The sequence below is a fragment of the Micromonospora sp. CA-246542 genome (genome assembly GCF_050942905.1).
GTDB lineage: Bacteria > Actinomycetota > Actinomycetes > Mycobacteriales > Micromonosporaceae > Micromonospora.
The window spans coordinates 2,862,743-2,885,861 of sequence record NZ_CP192040.1 but is presented as its reverse complement, the minus strand read 5'-3'; the positions used below and the strand labels follow the sequence as shown (position 1 = coordinate 2,885,861).

General features: G+C 71.2%; 23 protein-coding genes and 1 pseudogene. 6 read left to right on the top strand and 18 right to left on the bottom strand.

Features of this window, described 5'->3' with window-relative positions; genetic code table 11:
• Positions 1–37: 37 nt before the first annotated feature.
• Positions 38–217, bottom strand: coding sequence for a hypothetical protein (locus ACQP0N_RS13480; protein ID WP_433120430.1), 180 nt, complete (start codon positions 215–217; stop codon positions 38–40).
• Between the two features lie 335 nt (positions 218–552).
• Positions 553–1,764 carry a helix-turn-helix domain-containing protein gene (locus ACQP0N_RS13475; RefSeq protein ID WP_433120428.1) on the bottom strand — a complete coding sequence of 404 codons (1,212 nt, stop codon included), beginning with the start codon at positions 1,762–1,764 and terminating at the stop codon, positions 553–555.
• Between the two features lie 536 nt (positions 1,765–2,300).
• Between ACQP0N_RS13475 and ACQP0N_RS13470 the strand changes: the two genes are divergently transcribed.
• Positions 2,301–2,930: an HD domain-containing protein gene (locus tag ACQP0N_RS13470; protein WP_433120426.1), complete on the top strand. Its 630-nt coding sequence runs from the start codon at positions 2,301–2,303 to the stop codon at positions 2,928–2,930.
• 118 nt (positions 2,931–3,048) lie between these two features.
• Here ACQP0N_RS13470 and ACQP0N_RS13465 read toward each other — a convergent pair whose 3' ends face one another.
• The 7 genes from ACQP0N_RS13465 to ACQP0N_RS13435 form a co-directional block, all read right to left on the bottom strand.
• Positions 3,049–4,026, bottom strand: coding sequence for a hypothetical protein (locus ACQP0N_RS13465; protein ID WP_433120424.1), 978 nt, complete (start codon positions 4,024–4,026; stop codon positions 3,049–3,051).
• A 32-nt stretch (positions 4,027–4,058) separates the two neighbouring features.
• The gene (locus ACQP0N_RS13460) at positions 4,059–5,588 is read right to left on the bottom strand and encodes an OmpL47-type beta-barrel domain-containing protein (protein ID WP_433120422.1); all 1,530 of its coding nucleotides are present in this window, start codon (positions 5,586–5,588) and stop codon (positions 4,059–4,061) included.
• An 8-nt stretch (positions 5,589–5,596) separates the two neighbouring features.
• Positions 5,597–9,547: a ThuA domain-containing protein gene (locus ACQP0N_RS13455; protein WP_433120419.1), complete on the bottom strand. Its 3,951-nt coding sequence runs from the start codon at positions 9,545–9,547 to the stop codon at positions 5,597–5,599.
• A gap of 19 nt (positions 9,548–9,566) precedes the next feature.
• A complete protein-coding gene (locus ACQP0N_RS13450) occupies positions 9,567–10,571 on the bottom strand; it encodes a multicopper oxidase domain-containing protein (protein WP_355050114.1) in 1,005 nt (334 codons plus the stop codon).
• A 232-nt stretch (positions 10,572–10,803) separates the two neighbouring features.
• Entirely contained in the window at positions 10,804–11,640 is an 837-nt protein-coding gene (locus tag ACQP0N_RS13445; RefSeq protein ID WP_433120416.1) for an amino acid ABC transporter ATP-binding protein, read from the bottom strand.
• A gap of 5 nt (positions 11,641–11,645) precedes the next feature.
• The gene (locus ACQP0N_RS13440) at positions 11,646–12,440 is read right to left on the bottom strand and encodes an amino acid ABC transporter permease (protein WP_355050116.1); all 795 of its coding nucleotides are present in this window, start codon (positions 12,438–12,440) and stop codon (positions 11,646–11,648) included.
• Between the two features lie 78 nt (positions 12,441–12,518).
• Positions 12,519–13,337, bottom strand: a complete 819-nt coding sequence (locus ACQP0N_RS13435; RefSeq protein ID WP_433120414.1) for a basic amino acid ABC transporter substrate-binding protein — start codon at positions 13,335–13,337, stop codon at positions 12,519–12,521.
• A 145-nt stretch (positions 13,338–13,482) separates the two neighbouring features.
• On the opposite strand from ACQP0N_RS13435, the gene ACQP0N_RS13430 reads away from it, so the two are divergent.
• Positions 13,483–13,620: a hypothetical protein gene (locus ACQP0N_RS13430; protein WP_433120412.1), complete on the top strand. Its 138-nt coding sequence runs from the start codon at positions 13,483–13,485 to the stop codon at positions 13,618–13,620.
• A gap of 107 nt (positions 13,621–13,727) precedes the next feature.
• Positions 13,728–14,120 (top strand): annotated as a pseudogene (locus ACQP0N_RS13425) (helix-turn-helix domain-containing protein); the annotation flags it as partial.
• A 112-nt stretch (positions 14,121–14,232) separates the two neighbouring features.
• Here ACQP0N_RS13425 and ACQP0N_RS13420 read toward each other — a convergent pair.
• The 3 genes from ACQP0N_RS13420 to ACQP0N_RS13410 form a co-directional block, all read right to left on the bottom strand.
• Complete coding sequence (locus ACQP0N_RS13420; RefSeq protein WP_433120410.1) at positions 14,233–15,141, bottom strand: hypothetical protein; 909 nt, start codon at positions 15,139–15,141, stop codon at positions 14,233–14,235.
• An 80-nt stretch (positions 15,142–15,221) separates the two neighbouring features.
• Positions 15,222–15,884 carry a response regulator gene (locus ACQP0N_RS13415; RefSeq protein WP_433120408.1) on the bottom strand — a complete coding sequence of 221 codons (663 nt, stop codon included), beginning with the start codon at positions 15,882–15,884 and terminating at the stop codon, positions 15,222–15,224.
• The gene (locus tag ACQP0N_RS13410) at positions 15,881–16,423 is read right to left on the bottom strand and encodes a sensor histidine kinase (protein ID WP_433121613.1); all 543 of its coding nucleotides are present in this window, start codon (positions 16,421–16,423) and stop codon (positions 15,881–15,883) included. Before ACQP0N_RS13410 ends, ACQP0N_RS13415 begins: the two co-directional genes overlap by 4 nt.
• Before the next feature lie 790 nt (positions 16,424–17,213).
• Between ACQP0N_RS13410 and ACQP0N_RS13405 the strand changes: the two genes are divergently transcribed.
• Entirely contained in the window at positions 17,214–17,597 is a 384-nt protein-coding gene (locus tag ACQP0N_RS13405; RefSeq protein ID WP_433120406.1) for a DUF6223 family protein, read from the top strand.
• Between the two features lie 56 nt (positions 17,598–17,653).
• Here the strand turns inward: ACQP0N_RS13405 and ACQP0N_RS13400 are convergent, their stop codons facing one another.
• Positions 17,654–18,076: a DUF6069 family protein gene (locus ACQP0N_RS13400; RefSeq protein WP_433120404.1), complete on the bottom strand. Its 423-nt coding sequence runs from the start codon at positions 18,074–18,076 to the stop codon at positions 17,654–17,656.
• Positions 18,077–18,229: 153 nt separating this feature from the next.
• Here ACQP0N_RS13400 and ACQP0N_RS13395 point away from each other — a divergent pair, with 153 nt between their 5' ends.
• Together ACQP0N_RS13395 and ACQP0N_RS13390 are read left to right on the top strand one after the other, a co-directional pair.
• Positions 18,230–18,724 carry a MarR family winged helix-turn-helix transcriptional regulator gene (locus ACQP0N_RS13395; RefSeq protein ID WP_433120403.1) on the top strand — a complete coding sequence of 165 codons (495 nt, stop codon included), beginning with the start codon at positions 18,230–18,232 and terminating at the stop codon, positions 18,722–18,724.
• Positions 18,725–18,747: 23 nt separating this feature from the next.
• Positions 18,748–20,259: a PLP-dependent aminotransferase family protein gene (locus ACQP0N_RS13390; protein ID WP_433120401.1), complete on the top strand. Its 1,512-nt coding sequence runs from the start codon at positions 18,748–18,750 to the stop codon at positions 20,257–20,259.
• On the opposite strand, the gene ACQP0N_RS13385 is transcribed toward ACQP0N_RS13390, so the two are convergent.
• Genes ACQP0N_RS13385 through ACQP0N_RS13365 form a run of 5 tightly spaced genes read right to left on the bottom strand, consistent with a single transcriptional unit; the run spans position 20,204 to position 23,060 of the window.
• The gene (locus ACQP0N_RS13385; protein ID WP_433120399.1) at positions 20,204–21,271 is read right to left on the bottom strand and encodes a UbiD family decarboxylase domain-containing protein; all 1,068 of its coding nucleotides are present in this window, start codon (positions 21,269–21,271) and stop codon (positions 20,204–20,206) included. The two genes, ACQP0N_RS13390 and ACQP0N_RS13385, sit on opposite strands and share 56 nt — an antisense overlap.
• On the bottom strand, positions 21,232–21,663 hold the full coding sequence (locus ACQP0N_RS13380) for a hypothetical protein (RefSeq protein ID WP_433120397.1): 432 nt from the start codon (positions 21,661–21,663) through the stop codon (positions 21,232–21,234). Before ACQP0N_RS13380 ends, ACQP0N_RS13385 begins: the two co-directional genes overlap by 40 nt.
• Positions 21,660–22,028 carry a chorismate mutase gene (locus ACQP0N_RS13375; protein ID WP_433120395.1) on the bottom strand — a complete coding sequence of 123 codons (369 nt, stop codon included), beginning with the start codon at positions 22,026–22,028 and terminating at the stop codon, positions 21,660–21,662. Before ACQP0N_RS13375 ends, ACQP0N_RS13380 begins: the two co-directional genes overlap by 4 nt.
• Positions 22,025–22,372, bottom strand: a complete 348-nt coding sequence (locus tag ACQP0N_RS13370; protein WP_433120393.1) for a cupin domain-containing protein — start codon at positions 22,370–22,372, stop codon at positions 22,025–22,027. Before ACQP0N_RS13370 ends, ACQP0N_RS13375 begins: the two co-directional genes overlap by 4 nt.
• On the bottom strand, positions 22,362–23,060 hold the full coding sequence (locus ACQP0N_RS13365; RefSeq protein WP_433120391.1) for a flavodoxin family protein: 699 nt from the start codon (positions 23,058–23,060) through the stop codon (positions 22,362–22,364). The genes ACQP0N_RS13370 and ACQP0N_RS13365 overlap by 11 nt, the downstream gene beginning before the upstream one ends.
• Positions 23,061–23,119 lie beyond the last annotated feature (59 nt).

The window sequence follows — 23,119 nt, the reverse complement described above, 5'->3', positions numbered from 1 at the left end:
CCACAACTCCAGGTCGGCAGCACCGGGCCGTGCGTCGTCATGCGCTGTCTCCGAGCAGCGCCGCCGTCATCGACCGCGCCCGGCGACTGGTCACCCAGTCCACCTGCCAGCACGGGTACGGCGTGAGCCGCGACGACCACGCCCGGCAGCCGGCCCACATCCCCTCCAGCCCTCGGACGTGCACGGCGACGATCGCCTTCCGCTGCCCGCTGCTCACCGCTCACCTTCATGCGGCCAGTGGCCACGACTGATTGGGATCCGGTGCCGGGAACGGCAGGGCAACTCGGCTCCGCAGCGGCAGACGCGTCGCCAGCTCAGCCATGACCACACCGGCCGATGCCTGCGGGCGAGAGTCAGTGCGGTGGCCGAGAGGTATTCGTCATACGAGATTCGCCGCACGGGCCCCTCCCTCGTTCGAGCACGAGGACGGGCCTGCCCTCGAAGCTGAGAGAGACGCGGCGACCAGGCGATACCCGCACCGCCCGCCGCATCTCGTGAGCGAGAAGCTACGGTGGGTCGCAGAGCGGAATGGGTAAGGTTCCTACCCCTGGATCACGAGAGCAGCCCGACTTTGGCCGCAAGGTCACGGGCGTCGTCCCGAGTGGAACGCGGACCGTCGAGCAGGTCCAAGGTGATCTGCCGGGCGTACCCGTTGAAGCGGATCGTCTCCGGTGCCGACTCGTACGCCTGCCGGAGGCTCAGCACGGCCGTTTCCTTGTCGTCCTTGCCGTAGTGCGCCCGCGCGACCTCGATGAGATGACGTGCCCGGCGCGGCCTCGACGGAATCGCCGCCGAATCATGACGGCGTGCCTGGCGCACCGCTTCACCGGACTTCTGCAACTCCACCGCCACCGTCACCGCGTGGGCACCCATGATGACCTGTGAGAACGACGTCTGCGGCTGATAGAAGCCCTGCGGCAGGCGCTGCGCCACCCGATCCGCGCGATCCCAGTACCGCCACGCCCGGCCTTCCTCACCAGCACGGGCGGCGGTGTAGGCAGCCTCGAAATTCAGTGCCCCCCACAGCGCCAACAGGTTCGTGGTCCCGTCGGCCGCGCGCGGCTCCAGCGCTGCCAGGAGGTCCAGGGTCACCGCCATCGCGGTGTCCCAGTCACCCGCATCCCGGTGCACCTGGCACAGGAACCATCCCGCGCAGGCCACCGCCTCCGGGTCGCCGGACTCCTGCGCCGCCACCATCGCGCGGTCCGCAACCCGCCACAACAACTCGGCAGCGGGCTGATAGGCAAGGAACATCTGCGTCAGCCCGAACGTCTCCGCCAACAGGGCCTGAGCCCGCCGACGCTCGGCACCCTCGTACGCCAACGCGGCACGCTGCGCGTCGCGCAGCAGCCCCGGCAACAACCCGCCCAGCACCGTGCGGTGATCCGACGCCTGATGGCGCGCCCGCCATGCCATCGCGAGCCGCTCTCGCAGGCTCGTCAACGACCCCAGGGATGCCTCGTCGGAAATTGCGAAGCGGTTCACCGCGTCCCGGACTGACGCCAGCGCCGGATGTTCCGGTCCGTTGACCACAGCAGAGCGCGTGCTCAGCTCCCCGGCCAAGGCAGACACCTCGACCTTGAGAGCACGCGCGATGCGATCCAGCATGTGAATACGCGGCGGCAGGATGCGATCGGTCTCCACTGCCTTGACCCACTCGGCGCTGCGCCCGACCAATCCCCCGAGCACCGCACGGGTCTTCCCGGCCCTCTCCCGGTAGACCTTCAACCTCTGCCCGAAAGTCAACTCCGGCAAGGAATCCATCCCGGACCTCCTCGTGACGCGGACGTACCGTTGACGCCCAGGCCGCCGTGCCCACCCAACGCTACCGGCTTACCCACCGCCTCATAACCCCTCACACGCCGCGTACCGCCTCCCGCGCCGACATCAGGACCCTGGCCCCTCGCTAGCGGATAAGGCGTTCAGGAACCTCGGAGCAGACGTGATCGGGGCACTGCGTGAGACGTATGACCCGATCGACATTGAGGGCACTATGCAGCCTGCTGTTGAGCGCTGGCTGGCCGATCTTGAATCGGCGCTACCTCGTTAGGAATTGCCAACCTGTTACTCCGATAGGAATCAATTCATGGCCCCTTGACGTCCCAACGCCTGAACTCTGCTGGGCCGCACGACGCGATCTCGCCCTCGACAACCTCGCCGTGACCCGGACGTTCCTCGACCGCAGCGTCCCGCTCCTGGACAGTGACCGGATCTCCACGCAGTCGCGGCAGGAACTAACCTCTATCGCCTATCGCCTACCGCCTGCGGGCGGACGGACTCACCGGCACAGGGACGGGCAGATGACCGACGACCACGACGCCGCCGCAGCGATGAGCTTCATCTTCGAAGCCGGCGTCCTCAAACGCGCCGCCCGCACCGGCTGGTGGTTCGCCGGCGTCAAGCAACCCGAGTCCATCGCCGAACACTCGTTCCGAACAGCGCTCATCGGAATGATGCTCGCCGCCATGGAGGGTGCCGACCCAGCCCGCGTGTCGATGCTCTGCACCCTGCACGACACCCAGGAAACCCGGATCACCGACATCCCCCACATCGCCAGGCGCTACCTCACCGCCGTACCCAACACCGCCGTCACCGCCGACCAGGTCGCCGCCTGCCCACCGGCCGTCGCCGACGTCATCACCGCCGCAGTCGCCGAATACGAAGCCGGCGAGACACGTGAAGCCGTCGTCGCCCGTGACGCAGACAAGTTGGAATGCCTCGTCCAGGCCGTCGAGTACCGCCATCAGGGCATCGACAACGTTCAGCGCTGGATCGACAGCTCACGAGCGGCGCTCAAGACCGCCAGCGCCCTCCGCCTCGCCGACGCCGCCCTCACCGGACAACCACTCGCCTGGCTCACACCCCCGCCACAGTCGGCGGACCAGCCGACACCGGCCCGTCCGTACCGGCCTCTGACTGGCGACCTCTAGATCCGGGATTCTCCGACGCCGCACCAAACACGCAGACGCCGCCGCGACGGGTCCGACCCGGTACGACGGCGGTGGCCGGTCACCCCGAGGGGTGACCGGCCACCGTCACGTCGATCGTCTAGAGCTTCGCCGCGCCCGCCTCGGTGGCCTCCTGCACCGCCGAGGTACGACGAACCTCGGCCCGCTCGTCGCCCGCGTCCTCCCGGTCGGCGGCGGTCATCCGGGCCGCCCGGTTGGCGCTCGGCGCGGCCTCGTCGCCCGTCACGCCGCCCCGGATGCGGTTGTTCGCCGCCACCTGCGCGGCCGGGTCGTTGCCCGTCACCGTCAACTGGCCGTTGATGATGTTGTCGTCGACGGTGACGCCACCGGTGGTGTTGGTGACGCTGACGTCCGCGCCCCAGTAGCCGCCCGAGGCGCAACTGTCCAGGGTTCCGTTCGGGCCGAGCTGGACGCCGCCGAGGTTGCCGGCGAAGGTGGCCCTGCCCCGGACGGCGCTGCCGCACACGACACTGCCGGTGGCGCTGTTGAGCACCGAGAGCGTGCCGTCGACGAACGAGTCGTGCACGTCGGTGTAGTACGTGCCGGTGCTGCTGACGTTGCGGGTCACCTCGGTGCCCTGGTCGAGCCGTACCTCACCGGCGCCGACGGTGACGTTCCCGCTGATCGTCGACGCCTCGGCGAACAGGAAGCTGTCGATGGTCGCCGAGCCCTTCGGCCGGACGGTCAACGCGCCGGTCCGGGCGTCGGACAGGAAGACGCCGTAGCCCCCGGCGGCCAGCACGACCTGGCCGTCGACGGTCGTCTCGGTGGCGTCGAGGTAGCCGTCTGCGGCGATCCGTACCTCTCCGCTGACCCGCCCGCCGGTGACCACCAGGTTGGCCCCGGCGGCGACGGTGACGTTGCCGGTGATCGTGGTGCCGGTCAGCGCGCAGGACTCGCCGGCCGGGACGAGCAGGTCGTTGGGCACGGTCACCGCGCCGCCGGTGCCGATGCAGTGGGTGACCAGGTCGGCGTGGGCGGTGGGCGCCACGGCGAACACCGAGGCGGCGATGACGGCGCTCACGGTGGCCAGCTTGGCGACGGTACGTCCGGGCATCGTGGTTCTCCCTCTGGATGAGATGCGGGGGCTCATGCGCCGACGTCCGATCGGGCCGCGGCCCGGACGATGGCGCCCTGCTGGCGCTTGGTGAGCGTTCCGGCGGTCACGAGGGCGGTGGTGACCGCCTCGACGTGCCGGACGAAGTCGGGGTGGCCCGGGTAGTCGGCGTGTTCGTCGATCAGATCGTTGATGGTGCAGCCGTCACCGGTGTCGACGTTCGCCACTCCGGTGTCGACGCCGTCGATGACCACCGTGTCCCGCGTGTCGGAGGCGGGGCAGGCGTCGGTGCCGTCGGCCACGACGGTGAACGTCGCCGACTGCTCGGTGGCGGTGTTTCCGGCGGTGTCCGTCGCCCGGTAGCGCAGGGTGTGCGCCCCGACGGCGCGGACGACGACCGGCGCGGTGTACGCGGTCCACGCGCCGCTGTCGAGGGCGTACTCGGTCCGTGCCACGCCCGAGTCGGCGTCGGTGGCCGTGACGGTCACGGTCGCGCCGCCGACGTACGCGCCGTCGCCGTTCCGGTCGCCGGCCACCGTGGCCGTCACGGCGGGTGGGGTGGTGTCCTCGGCCGGCGGCGCGACGACGGTGAAGTGGGCCATCTGCTCGGCCGAGGTGTTGCCGGCGACGTCGGTGGCCCGGTAGTGCAGCATGTGCATCCCGGTGGCGGTCACCACGACGGGACTCGTGTACGCCGTGAAGGCGGCCCCGTCGAGGGCGTACTCGATGGTGGCGACCCCCGACCCGGCGTCGGTGGCGGTCAGCGTGGCGGTGGCCGTACCGATGAAGTTGCCGTCGCCGTCGCGGTCGCCGGTCAGCGCGGCCGTGACCGTCGGCGCGGTGGTGTCCTCCTCGGTCGGCTCGACGACCCGGAACGACACCGAGCCGACGGCGCTGGTGTTGCCGTCCCGGTCGGTGGCGCGGAACTGGACCGAGTGGTCGCCGACCGCGTTCACCTGCACCGGCTCGGTGTACGGCTGGAAGCTGGTGTCGTCGACCTGGTATTCGACGGTGTCCACGCCGGAGCCCGCGTCGGTGGCCGTGACGGTCACCGTCGCCGCGCCGACGTAGTTGCCGTCGCCGTCGCGGTCACCGGACACGGCGGCGGTGACGGTCGGTGGCGTGGTGTCGCCCCCTCCCCCGCCGTCGGTGACCACCAGCTCGCCGACCATCTGGCTGTGGCCGGGGATGGCGCAGAAGTAGCGGTACCGGCCCGGGGTCAGCGTGACGGTCGCTTCGTGGCGGCCGTTGTTGGCGTCGAACGGACTGGCCAGGATGTTGATGGTGACGTCGTGGTTGTAGCCCTCGGTGGACGTGTCGAAGGTCAGCGTGTGCGGCATACCGGTGGTGTTGCCGGTGGCCGCGCTGTTCTCCCAGACGATCGTCGTCGCGCCGGCCATCGCGGTGGTGGGCACGGACTTGTAGCGGGTGGTGTTGTCGTCGGCGGTCCAGGTGAGCACCTGGTCCGCGGCGGCGCGCGGGGCGGCGGAGGCGGGTGGCGCGGCCAACGGCGCGACCGTGAGCAGGACCGCCGCCAACGCGGCCGTGAGTCGTCGGATCATCGTCTCTCCTAGAGCTCGCGCACACGGATGTTGCGGAACTCGGTCAGGTCGTTGTCGCCGTGGTTCTGCAGCCCGATGAAGCCGCGCAGGAACTGCCGCAGGTCGGTCGGCGGGTCGCCGGCCCGGGAGGACTGCTTGCCCGGCGTGTTGTCGAACTCGTTGATCACCACGCCGTTGCGGATCATCGTGTAGTGCTGCCCGACCACGCGGATCTCGTAGTCGTTCCACACGTTCTTCGGGGTGACGCCGGCCTGGGCGAGCGGCACCGGGTCGAAGTTGTAGACCGAGCCGGTCTTCTGCGGCTCGCCGCTCTCGCCGTCGTAGATCTGGATCTCGTGTCCGCAGTAGATCGCCATCCAGGCGGTCGAGGTCCGGGCCGACCCGATGGTGCCGCAGCTGCCTTCTGGCCGCTGCTCCAGCGGGACCCGCAGGTCCGGGAACCGGATGAAGACACCGGTGTTGGCCCGGTTGGTGCCCGGCGCGATGTCCTTGAACTGCACCTTCAGCGAGAAGTCGCCCAGCTCCCTGGTGTGCCAGAGCATGCCGAGGCCGCCGCTGGAGCGCAGCGCCCCGTCGGGCTGGATGCTGAACGAGCCCGTCGGGGCCTGCTCCCAGCCGCGCAGCGACTCGGCGGTGCCGTCGTAGAGCGGCTCGTACCCGGTGCGACCGTCCCGGCCGATGTCGGAGGCGGCGGCCAGGCGGGTGAGCGTGCCCGCTTCGCGGGCGTTGAGCAGGCCGTCGTCCTGCAACCCGCGGGTCACCGCGGTGACGTGCCGGACGAAGGCGTTGTGGTCGGGCCAGGTGCTCTCGTCGTCGATGAGGTCGTTGATCGTGCAGCCCTGCCCGACCGTCCGACTGGGCACGCCGGTGTCGGTGTCGCCGAGCCAGACCGTGGCCCGGGCGTCGGGCACCGCGCAGCCGACCGTGACGGTGGTCCGCACGATCGCCGTCTCGCCGTCGGCGTACGTGACGGTGAGCTTCGCGGTGTAGGTGCCGACCTTGGCGTACGTGTGTCGGGGGTCTGCCTCGGTCGAGGTGCCGCCGTCGCCGAACTCCCATCGGTGGCTCACGCCGCCGGACTTCGAGCCGGTGAAGGCGATCGTCAGCGGCTTGTTCTGCACGGCCACCGAGGTCGCTGCCGGCGCCGGGGTGGGGGCGCCACCGGTGTAGGTGACCCGGATCAGCTTCTGGTTGGGGCTCAGGCTGAAGAAGCCGCCTCCGTAGTCGAGCAGGTAGAGCGCGCCGTCCGGGCCGAACTTGGCGTCCATCCAGCTCTGCAACCGGTTGTCGCCGTTGCCGCTGGGAATGATGGCCCGCAGCGACTCGGCGTACACCGGCGGGGCGGCCTGCGGCACGCCGGCCTCGTCGACGGTGACCGCGACCCGGTTGACCGGGTTCGACTGGTCGCCGATGAGCCACTTGCCGTCCCAGTGCTCCGGCCACGCGACGCCGCTGTCGGTGTCGACGAGGCTGCGGTGGTAGGTGGGGCCGGACATGATGGCCTGCCCGCCGCCGCGCAGGTACGGCTGCGTGTAGGTGGCGTCGGCCGCGACGTAGGTCGGAAGGCCACTGCCGTCGGTCCGCTTCGGGAAGACCGGGCCGCCGCCGTCCGGCGAGTACCAGATCATGTTGTCCCGGGCCGCCGGGATGTCCTCCAGCCCGGTGTTGCGCGGCGAGGTGTTCTTCAGGTTGTCGCAGTCGTACCAGCCGGTCAGCACGCTGGCGTCGGTGTTGCTGCGGTCCCGGTACGGCTGCCGGTTACCCATGCAGTACGGCCAGCCCTGGTTGCCGGCCGAGGTGATGATGGTGGCCGTCTCGTACTTCGCCGGACCGAGGGTCGGGCTGGGCGACGAGGCGTCCGGGCCGACCCAGCCGGCGGTCAGCCACTGGTGCACCGGGTCGATCTGGAGGCGGGCGATGTTGCGCACGCCCATCACGTAGATCTCCGGCCGGGTCTTCTCGGTGCCCGGTGGGAAGAGGTTGCCCGGCGGGATGGTGTACGTGCCGTCCGCCTCCGGGTGGATCCGGATGATCTTCCCGGCGAGGTCGTTGGTGTTGCCCGACGTACGGCGGGCGTCCTGGAACGAGGTCCCCTGGTACTCCTCGGTCCAGTTGTTGCCGGAGTAGCCCTGCGACCCCTCGGAGGAGTTGTTGTCGCCGGAGCCGACGTAGAGGTTGCCCTTGGCGTCGAACGCCATGCCGCCACCCGCGTGGCAGCAGCTGTGGATCTGCACCGGGAACTGCAACAGGTCCTTGCGGGTGCCCTGGTCGATCGTCTGGGTCGTCCGGTCGTACGTGAAGCGGGAGATGGTGCGCTGCCCGACCCGCTTGACCCGGTCGATCGACTCGTGTGGCATCCAGTAGACGTAGAGCCAGCCGTTCTCGGCGAACGTCGGGTCGGGCACGATGCCGAGCAGGCCCTCCTCGTTCTTCACCAACTCCGAGCCACTGCCCCGGTTGCCCATCACCTCCAGGGTGGTGAGCAGCTTGACCTGCTTGCTGCGCGGGTCGTAGGAGTGGATGGTGCCGCAGCCCTTGCCGACGTTCGGGTCGTTCCAGTCCGCGATCGGGCCGCTCGGGCAGGCCGCCTTGCCGACGTAGAAGACGGTGCCGTCGGGGGCGATGGTGAGCCCGTGCGGCTCGCCGATCTGGTCGAGCTGCCCGGTCTGGTTCGCGGCGGTCAGCCGCTCGACCTTGTAGTTCGCGGCGATCGTCGCCTGGCAGTCACCGCGTACGCGGCCGGTGGTCCAGTTCAGCGCCCCGGTCAGGTGCGCCCGGAACGCCTCCTCGCCGTAGCTGCCCTCGGTGTGGCCCATGCCGGTGTAGAACGACCGCCCACCGTCGTAGTCCCGGCACCAGGACACCGGGTGGAACGGGCCGTTCGCGCCCGGACCCGGGTCGTAGTGCCGTTCCTCGACCTGGGCGAGGGTGTGCACCGCGCCGATCGGGTTCGTCTCCCAGTTGTCCCAGCGGTCCGACCGGGTGAGGGTCAGCGGCAGCGACGCGGTGGCCGGGTGTTTGCGGTCCAGGATGTCGACCACTGCCCGGTTCACCGGGGTCGGCGGCGGCGCGGTGGCCGTGCCGGTGAACAGGCGCAGGTCGGCGAGCTGGATCAGCGGCTCACCGCTGTTGGCGGTGATGTTCAGCCGGTACCGGCTGAACTCCTGCGGCGAGGCGATGTCGAACCGCCGGGTCTGGAACCGTTCGGCGAACGTCTGGTTGGTGCGCCGGTCCAGATCGGTCCAGCTCTGGCCGTCCGTGGAGCCCTGGAGGGTCCAGTCCTTCGGGTCCCGTCCGACGAAGTCGTTTGCCGACGTCAGCGCGTACCCGGTGATCCTCTTCGGCGCGGCCAGCTCGTAGGTCACCCAGGCCGTGGGCGTGCGGACCAGCCATTTCGTGTTGGCGTCGCCGTCGGTCAGCTTCTCCTTGGTCTCGGTGGGCGGGTTCTCGCCGCTGGCGGTCACCCGGGCCACCGGCTCGGCGACCGGGATCGCGCCGGCCGGGCGGGCGCCGATCAGGCCGGTGAACCAGGTCGAGTCGACCTGCGCGCGGGCGGCGTCGGCGATGCCGACGAAGCCGCCGCCGGCCTTCATATAGGCCTGGAGCGCCAACTCCTGGTCGCGGTTGAGCGCGGCGCCCGTCGCGGAGAGGAACACCACGCTCCGGTACGCGGACAGCTTGGTCGGAGTGAACACACCCGGGTCCGTGGTGGCCATGACATCGATGTCATGACTGGCCGCAAGTTGTCGGATGGTGTCCACCGCGCGCGCCACCGGGTCCTGCTGCTCGGCCACCGGCCCGTGGAACACGAGCACGGCCGTGCCGCTCTGCTGCGCCGGCGCTGGTGCCGCGGTCTCCGCTCGCGGCGCGGCTGCCGCCGCCGATGCCGTGGTCGTGGCCGGGATCAGCGTGGCGAAGGCCGCTATCGCGGCGAGGGTTCGTCGTAGGTCTCTTGTCATCCCCGTCCCCACCTTTCGGTCAGCTTCCGTGCGTGTGGGTGTGGCCCTGGAACCGGTGGATCGCCTCCTCGGCGCCGGGGGGCATGCTGCCGTCGGCGTTGCGCACCAGGAAGATCCCGGCCATGCCGCCGTCGGAGTGGTTCTGCACGTGGCAGTGGTACATCCACGCGCCGGGCCCGACGCCCTCCCCGGCCAGCACCTGGAACCCGAACGAGCTGCCCGGGTTGAGGTCCTTGTTGTCGACGACCAGGCTCGGATCGGCCGGCCCTTCGAGCATCCCGGTGCGGTTGTCCGCCCAGCGGTGGGCGTGCAGGTGGAAGGTGTGGAACAGGTTGCCGTGCCCGATGGCGAGCCACTCCACCCGCTGGCCCAGATTCGCCTCGAACATGGGCGTGTTCGGTGCCATCCGGTTGTTGATCGTCATGTCGTGGAACACGACCGTGAACTGCTTCTCCGGCAGGATGTCGCCCCGACGCCGGACGATCAGCGCGCCGTACAGTCCCTTCGCGACGCCGGCCGTGCCGTGGTCGGTGCCCATGGCGTGGTCGTGGTAGTGCCAGTAGCCGGCGCTGCCGGGCATGTACCGGCGACCCGACGCGGCCACCATCTCGTGCGAGCGCCACACGTACGTCCGTGTCTCGCCGGGGTTGTTGAAGGAGTCGTTGAACGGACTGCCGTCCGAGTCGGTGCTGTAGTCCACGCCGTGCGGGTGGATGGACAGCCGCTGGTCGGTGGTGTTGACCAGGGTGATCTCCAGGGTGTCACCCTCGTAGATCTCCAGCACCGGCCCGGGCACGGTGGCCTGGCCGGGTGCGAGGCCGTAGCCGTACAGCCCGCCGGGCAACTGCTCGGCGTAGATGGTGACCTTCCTGGTCACTCCGGCGGCGGCCTGCGCGGGGCTGCCTCCGAAGGCGCTCCCGAGCGTGGGGGCGGACGCGCCCAACGCTCCGGCGGCGAGCGCCCCGGTGGCGATCAGTGATCGGCGGGACAGGTGGCGATGGGAGCCAACGGCGTGATCGTCCATGGGTCTCCGTTCCCGACCGGGCGAAGACGCGACGAGCGCAGGGTGCATCGACCGCCGAGCACAAGGCGGCAGCACGACTGGGGTGAGGATCGTCGCGGACTTCGCTCGGAAGACTCAGAACTTTCGATGGATGAACCCAACTTATGTAATCCATCGACAAAAGTACAGGGTCTGATTGCAGGAAGATTACCGCGACATCACAACGGCCATCGATCGGCCGGCGCTGGTGGTGTCAGAGACCGTGCCGGTCGTCGGCCGGCAGGCTGGGGGCCTGGGGCGGCGCGGGCGTCTGCTCGGGCTGGCCGACCCGGGCGTGCGTCGGGTCGAGGACGCGAGAGAGGAACGCGCGGGTCCGTTCGTGCTTCGGCGCGCCCAGCACCTCCTGCGGCGGCCCCTGCTCGACGACGACGCCACCGTCCATGAACACGACCCGGTCGGCGACGTCCCGGGCGAACGCCATCTCGTGGGTGACCACCATCATCGTCATGCCGTCCTCGGCGAGCCCGCGCATGACGGTGAGCACGTCACCGACCAACTCCGGGTCGAGCGCCGAGGTCGGCTCGTCGAAGAGCATCAGCTTCGGGTCCATCGAGAGCGACCGGGCGATCGCGACCCGCTGCTGCTGCCCGCCGGAGAGCTGCGCGGGGAACGCGTCGGCCTTGTCGGTGAGGCCGACCCGCTCCAGATTGGCCCGCGCGATCCGCTCGGCCTCCGCGCGGGAGCGGCGCAGCACCTTGCGCTGGGCGACGGTGAGGTTGCGGAGCACGGTCAGGTGCGGGAACAGGTTGAACGACTGGAACACCATGCCGATGCCCCGGCGGACCGCGTCGATCTCGACGTCCGGGTCGGTCATCTCCACGCCGTTCACCCAGATCGTGCCGGCGGTGGGCTCCTCCAACAGGTCGACACAGCGCAGCAGGGTCGACTTTCCGGACCCGGACGGCCCGATCACGCAGACGACCTCGCCCTGGCCGACCTCGAAGTCGATGCCCTTGAGCACCTCGATCGGCCCGAACGACTTGTGCAGGTCACGGATCTGGACGGCGGGACGGGAGGGGTTGGTCGTCATGCGGGTCACCGGGCCTTGGCGTAGCGGAGTTCGAGGCGGCGTACCACCTGGGACAGCGGCAGGGTGATGACCAGGTAGGCGAGGCCGGCCACCAGCAGCGGGGTGGCGTTCACCCGGTCGTTGAGCATGTCCCGGCCGAACTTGGTGACCTCGATGGTCTGTGCCGTCACGCCCAGCACGTACGCCAGCGACGAGTCCTTGGTGAGCAGGATGAGCTCGTTCGTCAGCGGCGGGATGACGATCCGGAACGCCTGCGGGATGACGATCGTGCGCATGGCGGTGAAGTGCGACATGCCGAGGGTGCGGGCCGCCTCCATCTGCCCCTTCGGCACCGCCTGGATGCCGGCGCGGATGGTCTCGGCCATGTACGCGGCAGCGGTCAGACCGAGACCGATCGCGATCGAGCCGAACACGCCGCCGGGGATCTGCCGCTCCGGAAAGGCGATGGGGATGCCGTACCCGACGAGGAAGAGCACCAGCAGCGCCGGCAGCCCCCGGAACAGCTCGATGTACGCGGTCGCCAGCCAGCGGTACGGCGCCACCCGGGACAACCGCATCAGCGCGAGGACGGTGCCGAACACGAGGCCGAAGGCGAACGCGCCCAACGTGTAGAGGATCGTGTTGCGCAGCGCCACGGTGATGATCGTCGGGAACATCGACTCGATGATGTCGACGCGGAAGAACGCGTCCTTGAGCCTGCCCCAGTCCGCGGCGAGGAGCACCGCGGCGATGATCGCGACGAAGACCAGGTACTGGATACCGAGGGACAGTCGTTCCCGCTGGCGGCGGCGCAGCTTCACGTTGGCTCGTTGCCTTCCCGGATTGTGCCGACGGGGTAGGGCACGCGGTCCGCGCACCCTACCCCTTTGGAGCGTCGATCAGGCGTTCGGGCGCTTGCCGATCCACTTGGAGTAGATCGTGTCGTACGAGCCGTCCTGCTTGGCCTTGGCCAGCGTCTCGTTGATCTTCTTGAGCAGTTCCGGGTTGCCGTCCTTCTTCACCGAGAACCCGTACTGCTCGCCCGTGTCGAACTCGGCGGTCACCTCGAACCCACCCGGGTTCTTGCGCAGGTACTCGGTCCACACCGGCAGGTCGTTGACGGCGGCCTCGACCTGACCGTTCGCGACGGCCTGCTGGAGGGCGGCGAGATCCTCGAACTCGACGAGCTGGAGGCCCTTCTCCTTCTCGAACTTGCGGGCGTAGTCGCGGCCGGTGGTGGCCGCCTGCACGCCGAGCTTCTTGCCCCGCAGGTCGTCGAGCGACTTGTACGGCTTCCCGGTCTTGACCAGCATCGCCTGCGTCGCGTCGAAGTACGGGTCGGAGAAGTTCATCACCTTCTGCCGCTCGGCGGTGATGGTCATGCCGGCGGCGGCCGCGTCGCACTTGCCGGTGTTCAGGTCCTGGCCGGACTTGATGCCCTCGAAGGGCGTGTCGATGATCGTCTGCTCGACGCCCAACTCCTTGGCCACGAGGTCCATCACGTCGACGTCGAACCCGGTGACCTTGCCGCTGGCGTCCTTGGACTGGAACGGCGGGTACGGCAGGTGGGTGCAGACGGTCAGCTTGCCGGCCTCGACCAGCTTGACCCCGCTGGCCTGGACCTCGCTGTCGTCCTTCTTGGCACATCCCGCGGTCACCGCCAGAGCGGCGATCGCCACGACGAGGCCGGCCTGACGGACTGCGCTACGGACCCTCACGAGTGTGTCCCTCCGGTTCGGCTTCCCGTTGTGCGGGCAGCCAGGTTGGTGCGAAGACGGTGTGACAGGGGACGGTACCTGATTCGACGAACGGTAACTCAGGTCACGCGTTGTAGTCGCAGTGCTGCGGCGACCATCACAGTCCGTGAACGGGACAGTCGGCCCCGAAGGGGACGGCGAACGGGACCAGGCCCACCCGTTCGCCCTGGCGGACCGCCGTTCGCTGCTGCCGATCCGCCGCCACGACCGGCATTTGAGTATCCGTACCACCCCGAAGGAGTAGGCCACGGCCCCGAGCGCCGCTGCGCCGCCGCAGAAGCTGATAGACGATCAGTGGTACCGCCGTCACCGCAGGGCAGATCAACCCGGATGGGAGGGCAGGACCTGAGGATGGACACCTACCCCACGACACCTCAGATGGCCTTCGCGGAGTTCGTCCGCCAGGCCGTCGACGACGCCCGTGAGGAACACGGCTGGACCGTCGGCGACATCGCCCACCACACCGGCGTGAGCCGCTCGACGCTGTTCCGCTGGCTCGCCGGAGACTGGCAGCGCTACCCCGAGCTGGCAAAGGTGCGTAGCCTCTGCGCCACCCTCGACCTCTCCATCGCCGCCGCGATCCGGCCCCTCGCGATGCCGAACGCGGCCGTCATGCCCCGGGCCCTGGCGGAGGTCGAGACGGACATGGGCACCATCCGCCGACGGTTGCTGGACGACACCGTCTCGGCCGCGGACAAGCGCCAGATCCGCGATCTGCTCCGCCGCCTCGCCGGCCGGGACCTTCCGGTCGAGGCGGCGTCGTCGACCGGCACCGGGATCACCCGCCGGCCCCGTCGCGGGTGGGAACATCGCGCCGGTGAGCCGAGCGCGCGGACGCCGTAGGGCCCCGCCGACGTCAGGTGTCGGCGCGTCCCTGCCGGCGGGAGCCGCCGTCGGGGCGGCGGGACCCGATCCGGGGTGCCCGCACCACCGGCGAGCTGCCGGCGCCGGAGCGATGATCGCGCGCCGCGGCGGCCACCATGTCGTCGGGGTCGTTCTCGAGCGCCTTCCGCACGTGCGACGGGATGAGTTCGGACGTGGCCATGGCCAGGCGTACCTGCACGGCACGGTCGTCGACCAGAACCGCCAGATCCGCCTCGTCCAACTCCAACGTGCGGACCAGGGCCGCCCGCACGTCCACCGCCGGGTCCCTGGCCAGGGCGCTGCGCTGCGCGGCGGTGGTCCGCGGGTTGCGGGCGAGCCCCTTGCGCACGCGGACGGTGCGGTCGGCCAACAGGGCGACGATGACCTCAAGGTCGTGGGTGTGGGTGGCGAGTCGTTCGCGTACCTCGGGTGAGGCGTCCTCGACCAGCTCGGCGGCGAGGTGGGGCTCCAACTCGCGGGTCTCGGCGAGCAGGCCCCGCAGCTCCTTGTCGGGCGCGACGACCATCACCCGGCGGACCGACTCGTCGCAGGCCGGGTTGCCGGCGACGGCCCACCGGACCCACCGGTCGGCGTCCTTGACGAGACGCAGGAGGTTGCCGATCGACGTGGCGGGATTGCGCGCCACCGCCTCCCGGACCTGACGATCGTGATCGCGGGTCAACGTCCGCAGAGCCTGCGCGGGCGCGTCCGGCCGCGCCGCGACCGCCTTGCGCACCGTGACCGACGCGTCCGACGCCAGGTCGATGAGGGTCATCTGTGGCGTTGCGGGGTCCTGTGCGAGGGCGAGTCGCGCGTCCGCCCCGCCGTCGGTCGGACGGTCGGCCGTGGTTCCCGACCCGCTGTGCCGGTCGGCCCCGCCGACGTGCTGCTGCTTGCCCATGGGCGCAATCATGGCACGGGTCGACCGGGGCGCCGCGCGGCAAGCCTGGACGCCGTCCCTGGTCCGGCGGCCCGCCGACCTCAGTGCTGACGCGGGGCCACCAGCCCGGACTCGTACGCGACGACGACCAGTTGGGCGCGGTCGCGGGCGTGCAGCTTGGCCATGGCCCGGTTGATGTGGGTCTTGGCGGTCAGCGGGCTGATCACCATTCGTGCCGCGACCTCGTCGTTCGACATGCCCTGGGCGACCAGGACGACGGCCTCGCGTTCCCGGCTGGTCAGCTCCCGCAGCCCGGTCGGTACCCGCAGGTGCTGTGGTTCGGCGACGTACCGGTCGATGAGGCGGCGGGTGATCGACGGCGCGAGCAGCGCGTCCCCCCGGGCGGCGACGCGTACGGCGTGCAGGAAGTCCTCCGGCTCGATGTCCTTCACGAGGAAACCGGCGGCGCCGGCGCGGAGCGCGTGGAAGACGTGCTCGTCGAGGCCGTAGTTGGTCAGGATGACGACGTGCACGCCGGCCAGCGCCGGGTCCGCGGCGATGAGCCGGGTCGCCTCGATACCGTCCAGCACCGGCATCTGGATGTCGATGAGCGCGATGTCGGGCAGGTGACGTCGGGCGAGGGCGACCCCTTGGAGACCGTCGGCCGCCTCGGCCACCACCTCGATGTCGTCCTCGATGTCCAGGAGCGCGCGGAAGCCGCTGCGCAGCAGCGCCTGGTCGTCGACCAGCAGGACGCGGATCACGCGGACGGCCCGACGGGAAGTTCGGCGTGGACGGTAAAGCCGCCCTCGTCGCGGGGGGCCGCGTGCAGGCGACCGCCCAGGGCGGTGACCCGTTCGCGCATCCCGAGCAGCCCGACGCCGGGCGCCGGGGCGGCGGCCGGCGTGGCGGCGCCGTCGTCGTCGACCCGGATCGCGAGGGCGTCCGGACGGTAGTCGACGTGGACCGACGCGGTGGCCGCGGCGGCGTGCCGTGCGACGTTGGTGAGGGACTCCTGGACGATGCGGTAGGCGGTCCGGTCCACGGCCACCGGCACGGCCTGTCGCCGCCCCTGCACCGTCAACGTCGCGTCCAGCCCGGCCAGCCGAGCCCGCTGGACCAGCTCCGGCAGGTGGTCGATGCCACGCGGCGGGTTCCGGCTGTCGTCCCGCAGCGCCTCCAGGGTCGCGCGCAGCTCGCGGCTGGCCTCCCGGCCGGCCTCCCGGATCGCCAGCAACGCCTCCGGCACCGCCTCGCCACGCCGGCGGGCCAGGTGGACGGCCACCTCCGCCTGCACCTTGATGATCGAGATCTGGTGGGTCAGCGAGTCGTGCAGCTCCCGCGCGATGTGCAGCCGCTCCTCGTCGGCCCGTCGGCGCGCGGTCTCCTCCGGGTGCGCTCGGCCTCGTCGGCCCGCCGCTCGGCCTGCCGCAACGCCTCCCCGCCGCGCCGGCGGCGATCAGCCACGCCACCTCCAGCGCGCCCCGGGCCCGCGCGAGCGCGTCGCCCAGCGGCAGGTCCTGGGGTGGGGCGAGCGCGGTGAGCGGCAACGCGACGAGCATCAGCACGGCGGCGACGACCGTGACGACGCGGTGGCCCGCCCGCACACCGGTGTACACCGCGAACAGGAAGGCCACGGCCGGCACGTCGAAACCGACCGCCTGGTACCCCACCGCGCACAGCCCGGTGACGGCCAGGACGGCGACCGGAGCGCGGCGACGCGCCGCCAACGCCAGACCACCGGCGGCCAGCAGCGCATAGCCCAGCAGGTCGAGGCCCATCGTGGAAGGGCCCATGGATCGCCCGGCGACCAGCAGCACCACCGCCACGCCGACGGCGATGGCCCAGTCCCGGACAACGGCACGCCCTGTGCTCATGCGCGCACCCTAGCCCGGCGCGCGCACCGGGCGACTCCTGCGCGCGAACGACCGTCGACTACCGCGTCCGTGGTAGTCGCGCGGCGGGTGCGTCGTACGCGGCAGCCGCCTGCGCCCGCCGCGGCAGGACGAAGAGCCTCCGGTTGCCGGACGACCGGCGGCCGGCGCGGCGACACGATCGAACGGCACACCACGACGTACGAGAAGGAGAAGCACATGTCGGTGTTCACCGCTGCCACGTCCGCCCTGATCGAGGGGATCGCCGCTCCGGACCAGCCGTTGGCGGCCAGCGTCACCACCATGAGCGCCGGTCGACTCGGGGCGAGCGTGGGCGGCCTGCTGGGCCTGGCGGGGGTGATCGTCGGCGCGCTGGCCCTGGCCCGGCCGACCAGTCGCGTCGGCACCGGCAGCGGGATGCTCGGCGCGACCGTGGCCCTGGCGTCCGGACTGCTCGCCGTGGGCCTCGGCGCGTTGGTGGTGGCGACCTCCGACAGCGGGATCGGCACCGGCAACGGTCGGGGCGGGGCGTACGTGGCCCTGGTGGTCGGGTTGGCCGCGCTGGGCCTCGGCGGTCTGGCGCTGCGCCGCGTGCGCGCCTGAAACGGTGTCGCCTCTCCTGCTCCACGGGGGGCAGGAGAGGCGACGGGCAGCAGCCGTCAGGCGCCCCGCGCGCCCCTGCGCAAGCCCACGATCACGACCGCGCCCACCACGAGGTGCATCAGGACGAGGGCGACCCGGGTGCCGGCCGAGGCGTCGACCAGGGAGGCCGGCACGAGCGACAGCACGAGGACGACGAGAGCGATCCCCGTCCAGATCGTCCTGGCGCTCGCCCGGAAGCGCTCGAGCACCGCGAGCAGGCCCCAACCGAGCAGCGCCGCGATCACGGAGTTCAGGACGACGGCGAGCACCGTGACATCCCGCGGGCCGGTGCCCTGGTCGACGGTGAGCTGCGCGCCGGCGAGGGTCGCGATCGACCACACGGCCACGGCGGCGAGCGCCGCGACCGCGACGGTGATGGCCCGATCTCGCAGATGCGAGGCGCTGGCACCGGCACGGGGAACAGAGGCTTCGGCAGACATCAGGGTGACTCCTCAGTGGAGGGGACGTGCTGTCGAGATCGAACCGTATCAGAAGGTTCCGTTCTTTACTATCTCGTTCTTAACTTGTTCGTCGGGCGGCGATGCTCCGCTACGAGATAGTTCGAATCACGAACCAGTTGCTAGGCTGCCGCCATGACCACCGGAACCTCCGGGCCCGATGCCGCGACACCAGACCTGATGTTCCTGATGTCCTGGGCCACCCACGCGCTGGCTCAGGAACACGCCGCCGCCCTCTCCGGCCTGAGCATCTCGACACGTGCCTACTGCGTGCTCGATCGCGGTCTCACCGGCGAGTTCACCCAGAGCCAGCTCGGCGAGATGTGCGGCATCGACAAGACGACGATGGTCGTCACCCTCGACGAGCTGGAACGTGCCGGCCTGGTCGGGCGTCGCACCTCGACGACCGACCGACGCGCCCGCATCGTCACCGTCACTCCGGACGGCGAGCGGCTGGTCGCCGAGGCGCGGCAGATCGTCGCGGAGTTGCAGGCGGACATCCTCGCCACGGTCCCGTCGCGCGAGCGCGCGATCTTCCTGGACGTGCTCGATCGGCTGGTGCAGGGCCGACTGTCGACATTCGTGCAGACCGACCGTCCCGCCCGCAGGCGATCCTCCCGGGCAGCCTGACCTCGATCGGGGAGCATGCCCAGGTGAGTTCGGACCAGCTCCTCGTCACGCTGGACCGCGCCAGCGCGGTGCCGTTGCAGCAGCAACTCTGCGACCAGATCAGCTCATCCGTACGCGCCGGCCGGCTGCGCCCCGGCGACGCGGTGCCGCCCAGCCGTGAACTGGCACACCAGCTCGGGGTGTCCCGCACGGTGGTGACCCGTGCCTACGAGTTGCTGCGGGCCAACGGGGTGCTCACGTCCCGGCGGGGTTCCGGCACGCGGGTCAGCGCCGCCCCGGCCGACGCGCCACCGCGGGTCCCCCGCGCCGCCCGCGCGCACCTGCGACCCGAGCCCCCACTGCCCACCGACGCCGGCAGTCCCCTCTGGAAGCCCTGGGAACCGGCGCCGATGCACCGACCGGACGGCACGTACGACTTCCGGCACGGCACCCCGGCGCTGGCCAGCTTTCCGGTGACCCGGTGGCGGCAGTCGCTCGCCGACGCGGTGAGCCGGGCCGACGCGGTGGCGTTGGGCTACGGCCCGGCCGAGGGTTCCCCGTCGTTGCGTACCCAGATCACCGCGCTGCTGCGACGCAGCCGGGCGCTGGACGCCCGGCGCGAGGACACGGTCGTGACCAGCGGCGCGACCCAGGCCATGGACATCCTGGTCCGACTGCTCGTCGGCCCGGACGACGTGGTGGTCATCGAGGATCCGAGCCACACCGTGCTGCGGCAGATCTTCGGCTACTCGCGGGCCGCCGTGGTGCCGGTCCCGGTCGACGAGGAGGGCCTGCGGGTCGACGAGATCGACTGCCGGGTCCGCGCGCACGGCCTCGACCCGGCCCGGGTACGCCTCGTCTACGTCACGCCGTCGCACCAGTTCCCGACCGGGTTCATCATGTCCGACCGGCGACGGCGGGCGTTGCTGCGCTGGGCCCGCGACCACACGGCGACGGTGCTGGAGGACGACTACCACAACGAGTTCACCTTCGCCGAGGAGCGGCTCGCGTCGTTGGCCGCCGACCCGCAGGACGCGGACGTGGTCTACGTCGGCAGCTTCAGCAAGACCCTCTTCCCGTCGCTGCGCATCGGATACGCGGTGTTGCCGCCGCACCTCGTCCGGCCGTTCCTGGGCATCAAGTGGATCACCGACCGGCTGACCCCGACGGTGACCCAGGAGGCGTTGGCCGAGTTCATCTCCTCCGGCGCGTACGCCCGGCACATCGGCCGGATGGACCGCCTCTACCGCCAGCGTCGCGCCCGGCTGCTGGAAGCGCTGTACGAACACTTCGGCGCGGGAGTACGGATCTCCGGCACGGCGGCCGGGCTGCACGTGCTCGTGACCCTGGGCGGGGCGCACGACGTCGACGAGGCCGAGATCGTGCGCGCCGCCGCCGCCCGGGGCGTACGGGTCTACCCCGCCTCGGGCTACTTCGTCACCCGACCGCCGAGCGAGCCGACCTTCCTGATCGGGTACGCGGCGTTGCCCACCGCTCGGATCACCGAGGGAGTGGCGCTGCTGGCCGCCGCGGTGCGGGACGCGACGGCTCGGTGAAGCGGGGCCGGTGGAACCGCGCGCTCTGGGCGTACGGGACGGTGCAGTCGAACACGGCCTTGGCCGTGCGCCCGTCGGCCGAGAGCGACGGCGAGTAGCCGGTGTGCTGGCTCGGGTCGAGGGGGAAGCCTTCCCGGTCGGGCAGCACGACCAGGTCCTGGTCGGCCTGGAACCGGGTGACCATCGCCCACCACAGGTCCTGGTCGGACTCGATGTCCACGTCCTCGCCCACGCACAGCACCAGCTTGGCCATCCGGAACTGCTCAAGCACCGCCTCGGCGGCGGCGCGCACCGCGACGTCGTCCTCCGGCCCGCGCTTGGCCGGCCACTGGAGCACCACCATGAGCTGACCGCCGCCGGCGGTGTGGCAGTGCGCCGCGAGCGCCGGTGTGCCCCGCCGCCGCAGCACGTCCAGCACGGCGGCCTCCATCCCGAAGCCGAGCAGGATCGACTGCTCGTGCCCGGGCCCGGAGACCGCCTGCAGGATCGGGCTCTCCCGAGCGGTGATCGCCGTGGCCCGGATCAGCGGCAGCGAGGGATGCGCGCGGCCCTGGTAGCCGAGGAACTCCGGCGTGGCCACCGTGCCGTGTGCGCTCTCCGGCGCGTGGTCGGCCAGCAGCTCACCCTCGATGACGTACTCGGCGTGGGCGATGAACTCGGCGTCCACCGTGGCGCAGGGCAGCAGTTCCACCGGCTGGCCGGCGAGCGCGCCGGCCACCGCCAGCTCGTCGAGGTCGGGCGGGACCAGCGAGGTCGGGCAGCAGGAGGAGAGCAGCACCGCCGGGCTGAGGCCGAGGTGGATCGCCACCGGCAGGGAACGACCCCGGCGCAGGGCGGCCTGGTACGCGAGTTCCAGGTCGCGTCCCGGCACCATCCAGATGGTCAGCGTGTCGGGCCCCTGCACGCACATGCGGTGCACGGACAGGTTGCGGACCCCGGTGTCCGGGTCGGTGGCGAGCACCGCGCCGAGGGTCAGGTAGGGCCCGGCGTCCTCGTCGGTGAGGACCGGCACCGGCAGCGCGGTGAGGTCCAGCGGCAGCGACTCGCGCGGCCAGCGGGACGCGTCGGCGGCGGACTCCGCCGGGCGGGGGCGCCCACCGCGTCGAGCAGCCGGTGCGGCAGCTCGGCGGGCGTGCAGCCGAGCAGGCCGGCGGCTCGTCGACGGGTGCCGTAGAGGCCCATCAGCACCGCCCGGGTGGGTCCGTCGTCGGGGCGTACCCGGTCGAAGAGCACGGCCGGGCCGGCGCCGGTGGGCGGGGCGGCGGGCGCGCCCGCCCAGCGGGCGTAGTGGGCGGACACGCCGTAGCGGGCGGGCAGCTCGGTGGCGACCCGCACCAGCTCGCCGGGGAGCGGGTCGAGGCTGGCCAGGGCGTGCCGCAGGTCGACGGGCCGACGGTGGCTCATCTGGTGTCCGTCGCCGCGGCGGCGGCGCGGCGGGCCGCCAGCATGTCGAGCTGCATCAGGGTCAGCTCCTCGATGAGGGCGCGGTACGTGCCGACGGCCACCTCGGGCGGCATGCCGTGCCCGACCGCCAGGGCGTGTACGCGGTCGAGGACCTGCCGCACCCGCTCGGGTGAGCGGACGGTCGTCTCGTCGGTCTTGTGCACGGTCAGCTCCCGCACCACCCGGGTGCGCTCGGCGAGCAGGGCGATGATCTGCCGGTCGAGCCCGTCGATGGCGACCCGAAGCTCGGCGATCCGGGCCGGCCCGTCGGCGTCGCCGGCCGGCGTCGACCCGGCCGACGAGGCGACGCTGTGCTGGTCGCTCACGGCTGCGGAACCTGGTCGATCACGAAGACGACGGTGGGCTCGGCGTCGCTGCCCTGCGACCGGTGCTCCTCGTCGTCGGGGATGACGAACCCCATGCCGGGGCGGCACGGCACCGACCGGTCCCGGAAGTGGATGGTGAACTCGCCCTGGAGCACGTAGCCGGTGTGTCCGCGCAGGCACCAGTGGTGCTCGTCGAAGCCGGGCGGCAGCTCCAGCAGGCGCAGCCGCTGGCCGCCCACGTACGTCATCTTGACCCGGCCCTCGGCGCCCGGCTTGTCCCACCTCTCCCACTCGGTGGCCGGGAAGTCGATGCCGACCGGGGTGGTGACCTGCTCAGTGGACATTCTCGATATCTCCTCTGCTCTGGACGGTTTCGGGGCGGCGGGGCCGCGGGACGCGTTCGTTGCGGTCCCGGCGCGGTAGGACCGGGCCACCGTCGACCCGCTGGTGCCGCTTGAGCAGCTGCACCATGTCGAGCATCCGGTGCACCATCCGCTCCAGCGCGTCGACGCCCTCGGCGTCGGTCAGCCCGGGGCTGCCGGTGGTGTTGCGCAACAGGACGGGGAATCCGCTGCCCACCAGGATCATGCGGTTGAGCAGCAGGTTGTTGACGATCTGGTTGTGCACGGAGGAGTCGCTGTACCGACGTCCGGTGACGATGATGCCGCCGACCTTGTCGGCCAGCGGCCGGTTGAACCGCAGATAGCCGACGCCCGCGCGCTCGATGAAGACCTGCATGAGGTGGGCGAGGCCGAAGCCGTGCACCGGGGCCGCGTAGATGAGCCCGTCGGCGGCGGCCATCTGCTCCACCAGGGCGGGGACGTCGTCGTCCACCCGGCAGGGCAGGGTACGGCTGTTGCAGTCGCCGCACGGGCTGCACGGCGAGATGCGGTGCTCGCGGAGCACGATCGTGCGCAGGGTCGCGCCGCGTTCGGCGATCAGCCGGCCCGCGTGCGCGATGGCGTGGTCGGTGTTGCCGCCGGCCCGTTCCGACCCGTTGATGGCGAGGATGGTGGCTGCTTCGCTGTGCATTGGCGCCCCCGGTGCTCGGCGCGGGGGCGGACGCCACGACGGCGTCCGCCCCAGCGAGG